The organism is Streptomyces sp. NRRL WC-3605, assembly GCF_001509795.1.
Classification (GTDB): Bacteria; Actinomycetota; Actinomycetes; order Streptomycetales; family Streptomycetaceae; genus Streptomyces; species Streptomyces viridochromogenes.
Genome location: NZ_LLZN01000013.1, coordinates 19,561 through 35,701, shown reverse-complemented (window position 1 = coordinate 35,701; position 16,141 = coordinate 19,561). Strand labels below are relative to the sequence as shown.

The following is a 16,141-nucleotide window of genomic DNA, read 5'->3' as shown; positions in this document are numbered from 1 at the left end:
GAGGGAGGGAGAACAGGAAGGGAGAACAGGAGGGGAGCCCCTCAGGCCGTTCGGTCCCGCAGCGCCGCGACCGCTGCCGCCGCCACCAGGGACAGGACCGCCGAGACGACCATCGCGATGTCGGCGCCGTGGGTCAGGCCGCCCTTCGTGGACGTCACGACCGCGATCGTGAGGGCCACGCCCGCGCAGGAGCCGATGTACCGGAAGGTCTGCTGGGCGCCCGAGCCCATCGCGGCCCGCTGGGCCGGGACCGACTCCACGGCGAGCAGGGGCAGCGCGGCGTTGAGCAGGCCGCTGCCCACACCGGCGACGATCAGGCCGGGCAGCAGCCGGGTCCAGGAGCCGGAGCCGAGTGCGCCCAGCATGGTCAGGGTGCCCGCCGCGTGCAGGGCGAAGCCGAGGGCCAGCTGGAGGCGCGGTGCGATGCGGCCCGCAAGCCTGCGGGCTTGGAGGGCCACGGCGAAGGACAGCCCGGACCACAGCAGGAACAGCCAGGCCGTGTCCATCGCGGACAGGCCGAGCGTCTGCTGGAGCAGTGCGGGCAGGAAGCTGAACAGGCCGATCACCGCGAGGCCGGTGAACAGGCCGCCGGCGGAGGAGGCCAGGAATCCGGGGCGGCGCAGCAGGCCCAGGTCGATCATGGGGGTCGCCGTGCGCCGCTCCACGACCGCGAAGAGCCCCAGCAGGACCACGGCCGCGAGGAGCAGCAGGGCCACGGGTGCCCGCAGCCAGCCGTCCCGGCCCAGGGTCAGTGCCGCGACCAGGGCGACCAGCGCCAGGCCGAAGGTGACCGCGCCGGCCAGGTCGGGGCGGCCGCCGCGCGGGGCGCGGGACTCGGTGAGGGCGCGGTGGGACAGGGCGGCCACCACGAGCGCGGCCGCGCCCAGCACGCCGTAGGCGACGCGCCAGCTGGGCATCGCCCCGGCGACGAGAGGGCCGACGGCGATGCCGCCGCTGACGAACGCGCCCCACACCCCGGTGGCGTGCAGCCGGCCGCGCGGGCTAGGGAAGGCGTGGACGATCAGGCCGAGGCTGCTGGCGAGGAGGGCCGCGCTCGCGGCGCCCTGCGCGACGCGGGCCAGCGTGAACAGCCAGGTCGAACTGGTCAGCGCGCCCAGCGCCGTCGTGACGCCCAGCGCCAGGGTGCCCGCGACGAAGATCCGGCGCCGCCCGTAGTCGTCGGCGAGGCTGCCGGCGACCAGGAGCAGGGCGGCGAGGCCCAGCGGGGTGCCGTTCAGGAGCCACGCCTGCGCGGAGAGCGGGGTGTGCAGATCGGCGGCGGTCTCGGGGAGCGTGACCATCGGGGCCGTGTACGTCATCAGGGCCACGGCGGTGGCGGCGCTGGTCAGCGCGAGGGTGGCGCGGCCCGATCGCGCGCCGGGCGGGGAGGTCGGGCCGGCGGCCGGGGCGGGGGCCACGGCGGCGTCAGTTCGTTCAGTGAACCTGGGCATGGGCTCACCGTAGCATCGTGAGTCTGTTCACTGAACCAAGGAGGTGGAAAGCGGTACATTGGACGCCATGGCACTGGGTAAGGACTACGCGACGCAGGACTGCTCCATCGCCCGCGCGCTGGAGATCGTCGGTGAGCGGTGGACGCTCCTGATCGTCCGCGACGCGCTCTACGGCGTCCGGCGCTACAACGACTTCCTCGTCCACCTCGGCATCCCGCGCGCCGTCCTGGCCGCCCGCCTGCAGACGCTCACCACCGAGGGCATCCTCGTCAAGCACCGCTACCAGCAGTCCCCGCCGCGCGACGAGTACGTCCTCACCGAGCGTGGCACCGCCCTGTGGCCCACTCTGCGGTCCCTCGGCCTGTGGGGCCGCGAGCACTTCGGCGAGCGCAAGCTCCGCGTCTTCCGGCACGCCGGCTGCGGTACCGAGCTGGGGGCGTACGGCGAGTGCCCGGCCTGCGGGACCGTCGTCCCCGTCGCCGACGTCGAGATGGTGCCGGGACCCGGAGTCGACCCCCACCCCGCGGACCCGGTCGGCCGGGCCCTGCTGCGGCCCAAGCGCCTGCTGGAGCCCCTCGAGGTGGAGCCCGCCTGACCAGGGGACCGCGCCTGACCAGCGGGCCGTGCCTGACCAGGGCGCCGCGCCTGACCTGTGGGCCGGTCGGCGGAACGATCCCCTCCCGTCGCGCGTCCTGTATAACGAACGTCAGGACCGTGACGCAGGTCAGGACCGTGACGCAGGTCAGGACCGTGACGAAGGTCAGGACCGTGACGAAGGTCAGGACCGTGACGAACGTCAGCACAGCCAGGCAGGCGTCAGTACGCCGAGGGGAGGGCAGCCGATGATCCGCACAGCGTCGCGTCTGCGGCCCGCCGCCCTGCTGGTGTTCCTGTTCCTGGAGGTCGCGCTCCTCGACACGGGCAGCCTCTCCGCGACCGTCGCCCTCGCGGCCACCGCCGCCGCGAGCTCCGCGTTCGCCGCCTGCTCCCTCCTCGCCTCGCGGGCCGCGCCCACCGTGCCGCCCACCCGCGTACGGACGGCCATCAGAGACCGGGCCCGGCGCACCGCCTTCCTGCCCCAACGCGACCCCGACGCCTCCGGCCGGCCACGGCCCAGGGCACCCGGGCACGCCCTCGCGACGACCTTCGCGTAGGGCACACCCTCCTTTCCCTCAGCCGTTGATGTGACCCGACGCGGGTCGTCATGCCGCCATGCCGTCCACCGGCATCCACCCACCCCGGCACGACGAGACCCACGGAGGGCTCACCCATGTCCGTTTTCGCCGACGTCGTTCAGCGGCTCGCCGACCTGCTCACCCCGCTGTTCGGCGCCACCGCGGCCGCCGCCGCGATCGTCCTGTTCACCGCCCTCGTACGGCTCCTCGTGCACCCCCTGTCCCGGGCCGCCGCACGGGGTCAGAAGGCGCGCCAGGAACTCCAGCCGAAGCTCGCCGAGCTGCGCAAGAAGCACGGCCGCGACCCCGAGCGGCTTCAGCGGGCCGTCATGGAGCTGCACCGCGAGGAGAAGGTGTCCCCGCTCGCCGGCTGTCTGCCGGGCCTGTTCCAGCTGCCCGCCTTCTTCCTGCTGTACCACCTGTTCTCCAACACGACGATCGGCGGCCACGCCAACGAGCTGCTGTCCCACCAGCTGTTCGCCGCGCCCCTCGGTGACCGCTGGGCCGACGCGCTCGGCGACGGGGGCGCCCTCGGCCCGGCCGGGCTCGTGTACCTCGTGCTGTTCCTGCTGGTCGCCGGTGTCGCCGCGTTCAACTACCGGCGTACGAAGCGGATGATGGCCGCGAACCCGGTGGCGCCCGTGGCCGACGGGCAGGCCGTGCCCGGCATGGGGGCGATGAGCAGGGTCATGCCGTTCATGTCCTTCCTCACCCTCTTCACCGTCGCCGTGGTGCCGCTGGCCGCCGCCCTCTACGTGGTGACCAGCACGACGTGGAGCGCCGTCGAGCGCGCCGCTCTCTACCGATGACCCGGACCCGGCGTCCGGTCCAGTACGTGAACCGGGTCTTGCGGACTGCCCGCGCAGCTTGGACGATCGACCAGTCCTCCGATGGCTGCACCCGTCGGCGGGCGCCCCGCGATCGAGGGAGATTGTGACCATGAAGCTGCTGCGCGTCGGTACGGCCGGATCGGAGCGGCCCGCGCTGCTCGACGCCGAGGGGACCCTGCGGGACCTGTCGGGTCTCGTCCCGGACATCGACGGACCGCTGCTCGCCGACCCCGAGGCGCTCGGTCGCGTCCGTGCCGCCGCAGGCACGGGCGAGCTGCCCGCGCTGGACCCGGAGGGGCTGCGGATCGGGCCGCCGCTCAGGCGGATCGGCAAGATCGTGTGCATCGGCCTCAACTACCACGACCACGCCCGGGAGACCGGTGCCGAGCCGCCGTCCGAGCCGGTCGTCTTCTTCAAGGCGCCGGACACCGTCGTCGGCCCCGACGACACCGTCCTGGTGCCGCGCGGGTCGGCCAAGACGGACTGGGAGGTCGAGCTGGCGGTCGTCATCGGCCGTACGGCCCGCTATCTGGAGTCCGCCGAGGAGGGGCTCGCGCATGTCGCCGGGTACGCGGTGGCGCACGACGTGTCCGAGCGGGAGTTCCAGATCGAGCGGGGCGGCACCTGGGACAAGGGCAAGAACTGCGAGACGTTCAACCCGCTGGGCCCGTGGCTGGTGACGGCCGACGAGGTGCCCGACCCGCAGAGTCTCGCGCTGCGGCTGTGGGTCAACGGCGAGCTGAAGCAGGACGGCACGACGGCCGAGCAGATCTTCCCGGTGGGGGAGGTCGTGCGGTACGTCAGCCACTTCATGACCCTCTACCCCGGTGACGTCATCAACACGGGGACGCCGGCCGGGGTCGCGCTGGGGCGGCCCGAGCCGAAGCCGTACCTGCGGGCCGGGGACGTGGTGGAGCTGGAGATCGAGGGGCTCGGCCGGCAGCGGCAGGAGTTCGAGCAGGCCTGACGGGCGGGACCGTGTGGCGCGCCCGCCACACGGTCCCGGAGTCTCACCCGCCACACGGTCCCGGGTCCTACCCCTTCGCCAGGAAGCTCTCCAGCGCCTCCACCACCATCCGGTGGTCCGCCAGCTGAGGCAGTCCGCTCACCGTGACCGCGCCGACGACCCCGGCGCCCTCCACGGTGATCGGGAACGAGCCGCCGTGGGCCGCGTAGACGTCGGGGTCCAGCCGCGAGGACTCCTCGAACGTCGTGCCCTTGGCGCGGAACCGGGCGCCCACCAGGTAGGACGAGGCGCCGTAGCGCTCCACGACCCGGCGCTTGCGGGCGATCCACGCGTCGTTGTCGGGCGTGGCGCCCGCGAGCGCCGCGTGGAACAGCTGCTGCCCGGCGCGGTGGATGTCGATCGCGACCGGCGCCTGGCGCTCCCGGGCCAGCTCCACCAGCAGGGAGCCCAGCGCCCACGCGTCCTCGTGGGTGAACCGGGTGAAGACCAGGCGCCGCTCCTGGGCCTCCAGCTCCTCCAGCGAGGGCGTGAGCTCGGGCTGGGACTTCGGGGTCGGTCCGCTCGTGTGCGTCACAGGGTCACCGTCACTCCGTCACGGGCGGAGCGTCGCGCCGCCTCCAGTACGTCCAGGGCGGCGGCCGCCTCCAGAGCGGTCACCGGGTTGGGGCCGCCGTCGCGCAGGGCCGCCGCGACGGCCGCGTAGTAGGCGGGGTAGTCGCCGGGCAGGGTCGGGACGGCGGTGCCGCCGCCCGTGAGCGGGGACTCGCCGGCGCCCAGCCGTCCGTACAGCTCCTCGGGCTCGGTGCCCCAGCCGGCTCCGTCGCCGGGCCGCCGTCCCTCGCGCAGCTCCGCCTCCTGCGGGTCCAGGCCGTGCTTGACGTACCCGGCCTTCGAGCCGAGCACCCGGAAACGGGGGCCGAGCTGCGCGGTCGTGGCGGAGACGTACAGATGCGAGCGGACGCCGTTGGCGTGTGTCAGGGCGAGGAAGGTGTCGTCGTCGGCCTCGGCGCCGGAGCGGCGGACGAGCGCCTCGGCGTACACCTGGGTGACCGGGCCGAAGAGGACGAGGGCCTGGTCGACGACGTGGCTGCCGAGGTCGTAGAGCAGACCTCCGATCTCTGCGGGGTCGCCGGACTCGCGCCAGCCGCCCTTGGTCTGCGGACGCCAGCGCTCGAAGCGGGACTCGAAGCGCCAGACTTCGCCCAGCTCGCCGTCGTCGAGGAGGCGGCGCAGGGTGAGGAAGTCGTTGTCCCAGCGGCGGTTCTGGAAGACGGACAGCAGCAGGCCGCGCTCCTCGGCCAGCGCCGCCAGCCCGCGCGCCTCGGCCGCCGTGCCGGCCAGCGGCTTGTCCACGACGACCGGCAGGCCCGCCTCCAGGGCGGCGGTGGCGAGCGGGACGTGCGTCTTGTTCGGCGACGCGACGACGAGCAGGTCGAGCTCGCCGGCGCGGGCGAGCAGCTCGTCCGGCGACGCGGCGACACGCACGTCCGGGTGCTCGGCGCGGGCCTGCCGCTGCCGCTCGGGGTTCGAGGTGACCACCGTGTCGAGGGCGAGACCCTCGGTGGTGGCGATCAGCGGGGCGTGGAAGACGGAGCCGGCCAGTCCGTAGCCGACGAGGCCCACGCGGAGGGGAGTAGCACTCATACGACCCACTTTGGCAACGCTGTTGCCAAAGTGCAAGCGCCGGGGACAATGGGAGACGTGAACAGGACGGAAGGCGGGGCCGGCGGGGTGAACCTGGGCGCCCTGCGCAGCCACAACACCGCGCTCGTGCTCGATCTGCTGCGCACGGCCGGCCCCGGCGGCATCAGCCGGCTCGAACTCGCCGAGCGCACCGGGCTCACCCCGCAGGCGGTCAGCAAGATCACGGCCAGGCTGCGGGAGGAGGGCCTCGCCGCGGAGGCGGGCCGACGGGCCTCCACCGGCGGCAAGCCGCGGACCGTGCTGCGGCTGGTCCCCGAGGCCGGGCACGCGGTCGGCGTGCACCTCGACCGGGACGAGCTGACGGCCGTGCTCTGCGATCTCACCGGCACCGTCGTCGCCCGGCGCGGCGCCGCCCTGGATCTCGGGGCCGGTGCGGACACCGTCGTCGACCGGCTGGTGACCGAGGTGACGGGCCTGGTGTCCGGGGCCGCGCGGCCGGGCCCGGTCCTCGGCGTCGGAGTGGCGCTGCCCGGTCCGCTCGACCACCGGCGCGGCGTCCTGCACCGCGTCACCGGGTTCCCCGAGTGGAACGGCTTCCCGCTGCGCAGCGTGCTCCTGCGGCGCCTGTCGCTGCCCGTCGTCGTGGACAAGGACACCAACGCCGCCGCCCTCGCCCTCGCCGTCGGCCGCGCGGAGACGGCCGGCGCCTCCTTCGCCTATCTGCACTTCGGGGCGGGCCTCGGCGGCGGGCTCGTCATCGGCGGGACCGTGCACCGGGGCACCCGCACCGGGGCCGGGGAGTTCGGGCACCAGGTGGTCCAGCTGGACGGCCCGCCCTGCGGATGCGGCAACCGGGGCTGCGTCGAGGCCCTGTGCCTGGCCGCCGTCGCCCGGGGCGACACGGCGGAGGCGGCCAGAGTGCTCGGCACCGCCGCGGGCAACCTGGTCGCGCTGCTCGACGTCGACCTCGTGCTGCTCGGCGGGCGCACGGTCGCCGCCGCACCGGACACCTTCGTCGACGGGGTCGCCGCCGTCCTCGACGCCCGCGCCCGGCGCGCCGGCGAGGAGACCGTTCCCGTACGGCTCGCCCCCGGCGCGGGCGACGGAGTCGCCGAGGGGGCGGCACAGCTGCTGCTCGCACCCCTGTTCGGGCGTGCCGAGGGGTGACCCGCGCGGGCCGCGTCCGACGGCGTGGCAGCGCACACCCATCGCTCGGGGCGGGCGACGGCTCGGGAGGGCGAGGGGTGACCCGGGCGGGCCGCGTCCGACGGCGTGGCGGCGCACACCCGTCGCTCGGGGCGGGCGACGGCTCGGGAGGGCGAGGGGTGACCCGGGCGGGCCGCGCCCGGCCGGGCGGCGGTCCTGCGCCGATCGGGCGGTCCCGCGCGTCCGTACGGGACGGCATCGCCCGAAAGGCCCTCCCGACCGGCATGGTCATGTGTTCATGCGACTGCACACACCCGTAGCCCTCTGCCTCGCCGCAGCCGCCCTCGTCGCCGTCGCACCCCCGGCGGGCGCGGAACCCGCCGCGCCCGGCTGCGCCGGCGACGGCGGGACCTTCCCGCTGGCCACCCGCCTGCACGGCGGGCCGAAGACGTACACGGCGGGCGGTGGATCCGGCACCTGGTACCTGGACCTGAGGAACCGCACCGGACGCACCTGCACCGGCATCCACCCCGTCGTCGTCCTCGTCGACGACAAGCGCGGCCTGACCCCGTCCCAGCCGCGCCTGGAGTTCCACCCCGGCGGCCGCGACGACCGGCCCCGCCGGGTCCGCTTCGAGGCCACCGACCAGGACGAGCTCGTCGGCGCCTTCGACGGCTTCCCCGGCTTCACCGTCGGCCCCCGCAAGACCGTCACCGTGAAGGTCCGGCTCGCGTTCACCTCCGACGCCGTACCCAACGAGGTCACCGCCAACGCGGCCGTGGTCCAGCGGCACGACGGCGACGGCGACTGGGTCGGCCAGTCCGACGACTACCGGTTCACCGTCGAGGGCGCCCCCGCCGACGAGGACGACCCGTCCGGAAGCCCGGCCCCGGACGGCACGGACGCCACGGACGGTCCGAGCGACCCCGGCGACCGGGACGCCTCCGCCGTGCCCGCCGACCCGGACGCCTCCCCGTCCCCCGGCGAGACCCCGCGGGAGCGGCTCACCCTCGCCGACGAACTGGCCCGCACCGGCCTCACCTCCCCGCCCGGCGTCACCTTCACCACCACCGTGGCCCTCCTGCTCGCCGGAGCCACCCTCCTGATCGCCCGCAAGCGCCGCTGAGGTCCGCAGGTCCGCGGAGCCGGGCACGCGGCACGGGCCTTCCCCCGGCGGCGGCCGGTCACGCATGATCGGCGGGTCGGGGCCGACCGGTCCTGACTAGGCTGGAGCCGCCGGTACGGCGTGGTTCCGGCGCCCGCAGCCCGTCTCCGCACGCAGGCCAGGAGAGTCACATCACCATGGCAGACCGCAAGCCCATCGAGTCCTGGCTCACCGACATGGACGGTGTGCTCATCCACGAGGGCGTCCCCATCCCCGGCGCGGACGCGTTCATCACGAAGCTCCGCGAATCCGGCAGGCCCTTCCTCGTCCTCACCAACAACTCGATCTACACCCCGCGCGACCTGCACGCCCGCCTGAACCGCATGGGCCTGCACGTGCCGCTGGAGAACATCTGGACGTCCGCCCTGGCCACCGCCCAGTTCCTGGACGACCAGCGGCCCGGCGGGTCGGCGTACGTCATCGGCGAGGCGGGCCTGACCACCGCGCTGCACGACATCGGGTACATCCTCACCGACCACGAGCCGGACTACGTCGTCCTCGGCGAGACCCGCACCTACTCCTTCGAGGCCATGACCAAGGCGGTCCGGCTCATCAACGACGGGGCCCGCTTCATCTGCACCAACCCCGACGAGACCGGCCCGTCCGCCGAAGGGCCGCTGCCGGCGACCGGCGCCGTCGCCGCGCTGATCACCAAGGCGACCGGCAAGCAGCCGTACTTCGCGGGCAAGCCCAACCCGCTGATGATGCGGACCGGACTGAACGCCATCGGTGCCCACTCCGAGACGAGCGCCATGATCGGCGACCGGATGGACACCGACGTCCTGGCCGGCATGGAGGCCGGGATGCAGACGTTCCTGGTGCTCACCGGCCTGACCCGCCCCGAGCACGTGGAGAACTTCCCCTACCGGCCCTCCCAGGTCGTCGACTCGATCGCGGACCTCGTCGAGCGGATCTGAAACGCCGTACGGGCCTGATCCGACCCGGATGGAGCAATGCGGGCCCCGCCCAGGATGCGGGGCCCGCCTCACCGGGGGAGCCTCCCTGTATCTGGAGGTTCACGATGGGATCACTGCGCGTCACCCTGAGTGCGCTCGCCGCCCTGGGGGCGGTGAGCGCCGTCCCGGCGGCCCACGCGGCGGACGGGGGTGTCTCGGTCGGCCCCTCGACCGCCGCCCCCGGCGACGACGTCGCCCTCCGGGTGAGCGGATGCCCCGGCCGAACCGCCACCGCCACCTCCCCGGCGTTCGTCGCCGACGCCGCCCTGACCGTCGGTGAGGACGGCGCCCTCGGCGGGGAGAGCCGGGTCCGCTCCACGGCGAAGGACGGCGGCTACGACGTGCGCGTCCGCTGCGGCGACACCACCCGCACAGGCTCCGTCACCGTCGCCCGCCGCGCGGCAGGCCCGGCCGGCGCCCAGCGCCACGGGGCCCCGCCCTCGCCCGCCGCCAGCCCGACCGCCCCCGTCCGGGCCGGCGGAGGCGGCGCCACCCGCCTCGCCATGGTCGACGCCCGCGAAGCCGGACCCGGCACCGCGCACACCGTGACGGGACTCGTCCTCGCCGGCGTCGCCGCGACCGCCGTGGCGCTGCGCAGCGCCCGCCGCAGCCGGCGCCCCCGCTGACCGTGACCGCACGCGAACGCACCGGCCTCGGCGGCCGCCTGCTCACCGGCACGGTCTGGGTGGCGCTGCTGCTCGGACTGTGGCTGTGGGGCTGGGAGGTCACGGACGTGCGGCCGCACCCGTCCTCCCCGCCCGCCGCGGGCACGCCGATCCCCGCCGGCCCGCCGCCCGACGTACGGCTGCCCCCCGCGGCGCGGCCCCTCGCCGACGCCCTGCCGCAGCGGGTCGAGATCCCGGCGCTCGGCGTACGCGCCCCCGTCGTCGCCCGCGGCCTCGACGCGCACGGCGCCGTCGACCCGCCCCCGTACCGGCAGGCGGCCGCCATCGGCTGGTACGCGGCCGGGCCGGCACCCGGGGCCGAGGGGGCCGCGCTGATGGTCGGTCACACCGACACCGAGACCCGCCCGGCGGTCTTCCACCGGCTCGCCGCGCTCCGGCCGGGCGCCCGGGTGCGGGTGCTGCGCGCGAGCGGCCGGGTCGCCGAGTTCACCGTGGACGACGTCCGGACGGTGGAGCGCGACCAGTTCGACGCCGGGTGGGTGTACGGCCCGCACCGCCCCGGCCGCGCCGAACTGCGCCTGATCACCTGCGCCGGCACCTTCGACCGGGCCACCCGGACGTACTCCGCGAACCTCGTCGTATCCGCCTATCTCACCGGCCGCGAGTAGCCCCGGCGAGGGGCACGTGGACCTCACGTGGCCCGCCACCGGGTATGTCAGGATTGAGCCTCGGAAGAGTGCACCCGAGGGGGAGCTGGATGTACCAGAAGAGGGGGGCCTGGGGGGTCGCTCGTGCGCGCACGTCGGCCGTGCTGCTGGGGGCGGCACTGCTGATCGCGGGATGTTCCTCCGGGGACGGCGACACACCGGACGGCGAGAACGCCGCCCGGATCAGCCAACAGCCCAAGGACAGGAACCCGTTCTGGGTGAACCCGGACGGGAACGCGGCCGAGCAGGTGGCCGCGTACGAGAAGGACGGCAAGAAGGAGGACGCCGAGCAGATCCGCAAGATCGCGGAGCAGCCGACCGGCGAGTGGATCGGCCCGGAGAACCCGGAGGACGAGGCGCGCGGGTACACCGAGGCCGCCGCCAAGGCGGACCGCACCGCGCTGCTGGTCCTCTACAACATCCCGCACCGCGACTGCGGCCAGTACTCGCAGGGCGGCGCCGCCGACGGCGACACCTACCGGGAGTGGATCGACGGGGTGGCCAAGGGCATCGGCGACCGGGGGGCCACGATCGTCCTGGAGCCGGACGCCGTGCTTCACCTGGTGGACGGCTGCACCCCGGACGAGTTCCACGAGGAGCGCTACGACCTCCTCAAGGGCGCCATCGCCAAGCTCAAGTCGCTGAAGAACACGAAGGTCTACCTCGACGCGGGCAACGCCGGCTGGGGGCACCCGGACCAGATCTTCGAGCCGCTGAAGTGGGCGGGCGTCGACCGGGCCGACGGCTTCGCGGTGAACGTCTCGAACTTCTACACGACCAAGGACTCCATCGCGTACGGCAAGCAGCTCTCCACCCGCGTGGGCGGGAAGCCGTTCGTCGTGGACACCAGCCGCAACGGCAACGGCCCCTACACGGGCGGCGACCCGAACGAGCGCTGGTGCAACCCGCCGGGCCGCGCCCTGGGCGAGACCCCGACGACGAAGACGCCGGACCCGCTGGTCGACGCGTTCGTCTGGGTCAAGCGCCCCGGAGAGTCGGACGGCGAGTGCAAGGGCGGCCCGAAGGCCGGCCAGTGGTGGGCGAAGTACGCCCTCGGACTGGCCCGGGCCGGCAAGTGACCCGCTGAACGCGACGGCCCCGCACCTCCTCGAAAGGTGCGGGGCCGTCGTCCGTACGGCCACGGGAGCGCTACGGCACCCGGACCCACTGCGCCTTGGACGGCGTGCCCTGGTCGTCCGTCACGAAGAGCATGTACCAGCCCGACGGCACCAGGTTGCGGTTCGTCGGCACGGTCACCGTGAGCTTGTCGCCCGACGCCCGGAAGTCCAGCTTCACCGACCGCTGGTCCACGTCCGTGACGTGCGTGGACGCGCTCGGCCGCATCAGCCGTACGTTCTTCACGGCCGAGGCGTGCTGCGAGGTGAAGGTGCCCGTCCCGCCGCGCTTGATGGTGCGCGGGCCGCCCGACAGCGACGGCTGAGCGTCCCGGTACAGATACGGCGGCGTGTAGATCTCGATGCGCTGCTCGAACTTGCCCGGCTTGGTGTTGGCCTTGTCGGCGTAGAGCGAGTCCGAGCCGAAGAACATCACGCGCCCGTCGGGCAGCAGGATCGAGCCCGAGTGGTAGTTGCGGCCCACCAGCGGGTCGGCCACCCGGTCGAACTCCTTGGCGCCCGGCCGGTACAGGTGCGCCTGGAGGATGTTGGAGTCGCCCCGGCCCCGGTAGTCCTCCGAACCGCCGGACACCAGCACGGAGTCGTCCGGCAGCACCGAGGTCTGCGGGTAGCGTGTGCCCTTCTCCAGCGACGGCCCGTCCACGAAGGCGGGGTCGTCGTCCTTCAGGTCGATCAGCCGGGTCTTCTCGCTGGACTCCTTGGACTCGCCGACGCCACCGCCGCCGATCACCATGTACTTCTCGTCCTGCGCGGGAGGGAGCAGCACGGTGCCGGACGTCTCCATCAGCTTGGCGTCGCTCAGGCCGCGCAGCTTGGTGAACTTGTTGGTGTCCACGTCCCAGATGCCCGGGTCACGGCCCACGTTGTCCGGTCCGTAGCCGGCGTTCGAACCCGAGTAGAAGATCTTGCCGTTCAGCAGCGGGAACAGCGCCGGGTACGTCGGGAACTGCCGGGTCTTGTCGAGGTACGTCCACTTCTTGGTCTTCGGGTCGTACACCTCGTTCTTGCCCGGCACCAGCTGACCGATGTCGTCGAGGCCGGAGACGCTGAGGATCTTGCCGTCGCCCAGGGTGGTGAGCGTCGGGTACCAGCGGGCCTCGTGCATCGGGTCGACCTTGATGTACTTCTCGGCGACCGGGTCGAACTCGTAGGCGTCCCGGATGCCCTGGAAGTCCTTCTTGTCGAGGGCGAGCTTCTGCGCGATGCCGTAGGTGTTGCGCGCGTCGACGCCCGACAGGCCCTGGATGCGGTAGTTGTCCTGGGTTCCCGTCTCGTACTTGGTGCCCTGCTTCTGCGCCTCGACGTAGATCCGGCCGAGACCGGGGTCGTTGCGCAGGAACTCGCCGGTGACCTTGTCGAACACCTTCTTGGCGCGCGGCACCAGCACCGGGTCCTTGGAGACGAACGTCTTGCCGTTCTCCTTGCCGGTGAACTTGGTGCCCGCGGGCAGCGTGATCGGCTCGTCCGGGTTCTCGTTGTGGACGATCATCAGGCCGCCGGCCTTGGTGACGTCACCCTTGAGCTTCTCGTACCGCTTGGTGCCGCCCGCGATCAGCAGGTTGCCGTTGGACAGCTGGGTGTGGCCGGTGCAGAACAGGTCGTTCGGCGTCGGCACCTTCTTGATGGTGCCCTTGACCGGGTCCCAGATCCGGGTGTCGTACTGCTTCGCGTCGAAGTTGTCCTGGTTGTTGCCCGAGCCGGCGATGAGCAGCACCTTGCCGGTGTGCAGGAGCGCCGCGTGGATCGTGTTCTGGCGGTACTCCTCGGGGAACTCGACGATCTCCCACTTGCCGTTCGCGGCTTTGTACTCGGGTCTGTTGATCTGGTACTGGTGGTATTTCTCGGTGCCGACGCGATAGAGCCACGGCCCGTTCATTCCGGCCAGCGCGAGCACCACCGCCGTGCCTATCGCGAGTCGACGGGCGCGGCGGCGGCCTGCACGGTCCTTCATTCCTTACGTCCCCCAAGTCCACCAAGGGCGATCTGCATCGTCTGGTCGTTGCCGCCACCGCCCTGCGCGGCCCAGGTCGGCTTCTGCTGACCGTGGGGCGCGTGCGGGGTGGCGTGCGAGGGCAGCGGCTGCGGCTGGTACGGCACCGCCGGGCCGGCTGCCGGCGCCGCGTCCTGCTGCCCGCTCCCGGCGGGCCGGGCAGCGTGCGCGGCGGGCTTCTTCTTCTCCTGCCGCAGCATGTAGCGCCAGGCGAAGATCGGCGTCGCGGTGATCAGCATGGCGAACGTCGCCCAGATGATCATCGCCGGGTGGGAGTGCCCGTAGACGAATCCCGCCGTGATCGAGGCACCGAAGATCGCGATGAAGTACCAGTGGTACCGGAACGTGCCGAACCAGCGGTCGGGGCTCGCGGAGTCGCCCTTGGGCGTGACCACGAACTTGCTCTTCTTGCGCAGCACCGAGTCGATCAGGGCCTTGGCGTACAGCGGCGCCGACAGCGCGGACATCACCATGCCGGCCACACCGCCGGAGCCCTCCGGCTCGTGCGGCGAGACGTTGTGGCGGCGGTTCCAGACGTACAGGCCGATCTGGAGGGCCGAGGCGTTGCCGTACAGCATCAGCCAGATCGTGGGGTCGATGTTCACGCCGGAGGCGCCCAGGCCCAGGAACAGCGCGCAGCTCAGCGCGGCCAGGATCCAGTTGAGGGCCGACATCGGGTAGAAGATGATCATCATCGTGTAGTTGAAGAGCTTGCTCGGCGGCAGCGAGTACCAGCCCTTCCAGTACTGCTTGAGGATCGTCTCGTACGTCCCTCGCGACCAGCGCATCTGCTGGGTGAAGAAGTCCGTCCAGGCGCTCGGGCCCTCGCCGACGGCGAGCACGTCCGGAGTGTAGACCGAACGCCACTTGCGGCCCGTGGCCGGGTTCTTGTGGCGGTGGATCTCGAAGCCGGTCGCCATGTCCTCGGTGATCGAGTCGTACAGGCCGCCGATCTGCTTCAGCGCCTTGATGCGTACGGCGTTCGACGTACCCACGAACATCGGCGCGCCGTACTTGTTGCCCGCGCGCTGGATGAGGGCGTGGAAGAGGAACTGCTGGGACTCGGCGGCCTTGGTGACGAAATTGTCGTAGTTGCCGTAGACCTGCGGGCCGATGACGAAGCCGACGTCCGGGTCGCGGAAGAAGCCGAGCATCCGCTCCAGGTAGTTGGGCAGCGGCACGTGGTCGGTGTCGACGGAGGCGAAGAAGTCGTAGTCGTCGCCGTGCGCGTCGAGCCAGGCGTTGTAGTTGCCGTGCTTGGTCTTGGCGCGGTGCGGGCCCTTGGCCTGGTTCCACTTGGCGATGCCCTTGCGGGAGAAGTGGCGCACACCGAGGCGGGCGCACACCTCCTTGACCGCGGGGTCGTCGCCCTCGTCGAGCAGCCAGACGTGCATCAGCCCCCGGTGGCGCAGCTTGACCGCCGCCTCCAGGGTCTTGGTCACCATCTCCAGCGGCTCCTTGCCGGGCACGAAGGAGGTGAGGAAGGCGACTCTCGTGCCGGTCTCCGGCACCACCGGGATCGGGTCGCGGGCGACCAGCGTGGCGTGCGCGTTGGAGAGCACGTTCATGCAGCGGAAGAACTCGATCAGGCCGATCGAGACGAGCATCACGATGTCGAGCGCCGGCAGCCAGTCGAAGGCCGGGTAGTCCCGCTCGGTCCAGTGCTCGGGCTGGAGCAGCCAGAAGAGCAGGACCAGCGAGAGCACCGGGGCCGCGGCCAGCATCAGGGCGACCCGGATGCGGTGCGGCTCCTGCGAGATCAGCGAGCGGTACTGGACCCGGTACGGCTTGTTCGGGTCGGGCTGGGTGAGGGGACCGGCCAGCCGGCTGTAGTGCTCGTAGTCGTACTTCGGCAGCGTCTTCTTTATCCGGCGAAAGGCCCCGGTCCGGTGCGTCGGCACCCTCAACTGGGTGGTCTGTGACGGGTCGAAGTCCCGCCGGGCGCCCGTCGGCGTCGACGTCATGAGTCATCCCCCCACACGCAGGTCACCGCGTGTCTGTCGGTTCCGTTTACGACTGTGTCGATCCCCCTCGACCTTCACAGGCGTATCAGTGGCGGGCCGCGGTCACCACATCTTCCACACGTTAGACATGGAAACGCGACCTTCCGGTTGCATCATGCCCCCCTCGGCATGCGGTCGTGAAACGGGGCCCCCTGCTCCCCGGAAAACCGGCAACCGGCTCCTTGCCCCCCAACTGCCGCGTATGCGCAGCATCGTGAAAAACCCCACCCCAGGGTTCTACGCGGGTCCGCATGATCGCAAGATGCGAAACGCGGTGTTTACCGGTCATACGCGCCCATTGTGGCAGCTGTGGAGGCCGCGTGTGGCCGTCGTGGACACAGTCGT

The 16,141-nt window shown here is 72.5% G+C and carries 15 protein-coding genes; 10 read left to right on the top strand and 5 right to left on the bottom strand.

Features of this window, described 5'->3' with window-relative positions:
* Positions 1-41: 41 nt before the first annotated feature.
* Positions 42-1,451 carry an MFS transporter gene (locus ADL34_RS04460; protein WP_062665124.1) on the bottom strand — a complete coding sequence of 470 codons (1,410 nt, stop codon included), beginning with the start codon at positions 1,449-1,451 and terminating at the stop codon, positions 42-44.
* 58 nt (positions 1,452-1,509) lie between these two features.
* Between ADL34_RS04460 and ADL34_RS04455 the strand changes: the two genes are divergently transcribed.
* The 4 genes from ADL34_RS04455 (at position 1,510) to ADL34_RS04440 (ending at position 4,423) form a co-directional block, all read left to right on the top strand.
* The gene (locus tag ADL34_RS04455; RefSeq protein ID WP_079034017.1) at positions 1,510-2,046 is read left to right on the top strand and encodes a winged helix-turn-helix transcriptional regulator; all 537 of its coding nucleotides are present in this window, start codon (positions 1,510-1,512) and stop codon (positions 2,044-2,046) included.
* A gap of 247 nt (positions 2,047-2,293) precedes the next feature.
* On the top strand, positions 2,294-2,605 hold the full coding sequence (locus ADL34_RS04450) for a DUF6412 domain-containing protein (protein ID WP_062665122.1): 312 nt from the start codon (positions 2,294-2,296) through the stop codon (positions 2,603-2,605).
* 116 nt (positions 2,606-2,721) lie between these two features.
* Positions 2,722-3,435, top strand: a complete 714-nt coding sequence (locus ADL34_RS04445; RefSeq protein ID WP_062665121.1) for a YidC/Oxa1 family membrane protein insertase — start codon at positions 2,722-2,724, stop codon at positions 3,433-3,435.
* A 130-nt stretch (positions 3,436-3,565) separates the two neighbouring features.
* Complete coding sequence (locus tag ADL34_RS04440; protein WP_062665119.1) at positions 3,566-4,423, top strand: fumarylacetoacetate hydrolase family protein; 858 nt, start codon at positions 3,566-3,568, stop codon at positions 4,421-4,423.
* A gap of 67 nt (positions 4,424-4,490) precedes the next feature.
* Here the strand turns inward: ADL34_RS04440 and ADL34_RS04435 are convergent, their stop codons facing one another.
* Both ADL34_RS04435 and ADL34_RS04430 read right to left on the bottom strand, forming a co-directional pair.
* Positions 4,491-4,997 (bottom strand): heme-degrading domain-containing protein, encoded by a 507-nt coding sequence (locus tag ADL34_RS04435; protein ID WP_062665117.1) that lies wholly within the window; start codon positions 4,995-4,997, stop codon positions 4,491-4,493.
* The gene (locus ADL34_RS04430; protein WP_062665115.1) at positions 4,994-6,067 is read right to left on the bottom strand and encodes a Gfo/Idh/MocA family oxidoreductase; all 1,074 of its coding nucleotides are present in this window, start codon (positions 6,065-6,067) and stop codon (positions 4,994-4,996) included. The genes ADL34_RS04435 and ADL34_RS04430 overlap by 4 nt, the downstream gene beginning before the upstream one ends.
* Positions 6,068-6,115: 48 nt before the next feature.
* On the opposite strand from ADL34_RS04430, the gene ADL34_RS04425 reads away from it, so the two are divergent.
* The 6 genes from ADL34_RS04425 to ADL34_RS04400 all read left to right on the top strand — a co-directional run bounded on the left by ADL34_RS04425 (position 6,116) and on the right by ADL34_RS04400 (position 11,746).
* Complete coding sequence (locus tag ADL34_RS04425; protein ID WP_062665114.1) at positions 6,116-7,234, top strand: ROK family transcriptional regulator; 1,119 nt, start codon at positions 6,116-6,118, stop codon at positions 7,232-7,234.
* 277 nt (positions 7,235-7,511) lie between these two features.
* Positions 7,512-8,339 carry a hypothetical protein gene (locus tag ADL34_RS04420; protein WP_062665112.1) on the top strand — a complete coding sequence of 276 codons (828 nt, stop codon included), beginning with the start codon at positions 7,512-7,514 and terminating at the stop codon, positions 8,337-8,339.
* A 176-nt stretch (positions 8,340-8,515) separates the two neighbouring features.
* The gene (locus ADL34_RS04415) at positions 8,516-9,295 is read left to right on the top strand and encodes an HAD-IIA family hydrolase (RefSeq protein WP_062665109.1); all 780 of its coding nucleotides are present in this window, start codon (positions 8,516-8,518) and stop codon (positions 9,293-9,295) included.
* A gap of 104 nt (positions 9,296-9,399) precedes the next feature.
* Positions 9,400-9,960, top strand: a complete 561-nt coding sequence (locus tag ADL34_RS04410) for a hypothetical protein (protein ID WP_062665108.1) — start codon at positions 9,400-9,402, stop codon at positions 9,958-9,960.
* Positions 9,961-9,962: 2 nt separating this feature from the next.
* The gene (locus tag ADL34_RS04405; RefSeq protein WP_062665105.1) at positions 9,963-10,628 is read left to right on the top strand and encodes a class F sortase; all 666 of its coding nucleotides are present in this window, start codon (positions 9,963-9,965) and stop codon (positions 10,626-10,628) included.
* An 89-nt stretch (positions 10,629-10,717) separates the two neighbouring features.
* Positions 10,718-11,746, top strand: a complete 1,029-nt coding sequence (locus tag ADL34_RS04400) for a glycoside hydrolase family 6 protein (RefSeq protein WP_062665104.1) — start codon at positions 10,718-10,720, stop codon at positions 11,744-11,746.
* Positions 11,747-11,816: 70 nt separating this feature from the next.
* Here ADL34_RS04400 and ADL34_RS04395 read toward each other — a convergent pair whose 3' ends face one another.
* Positions 11,817-13,754 carry a kelch motif-containing protein gene (locus ADL34_RS04395; RefSeq protein ID WP_062665102.1) on the bottom strand — a complete coding sequence of 646 codons (1,938 nt, stop codon included), beginning with the start codon at positions 13,752-13,754 and terminating at the stop codon, positions 11,817-11,819.
* On the bottom strand, positions 13,751-15,757 hold the full coding sequence (locus ADL34_RS04390; RefSeq protein WP_062665101.1) for a glycosyltransferase family 2 protein: 2,007 nt from the start codon (positions 15,755-15,757) through the stop codon (positions 13,751-13,753). Before ADL34_RS04390 ends, ADL34_RS04395 begins: the two co-directional genes overlap by 4 nt.
* Positions 15,758-16,141 lie beyond the last annotated feature (384 nt).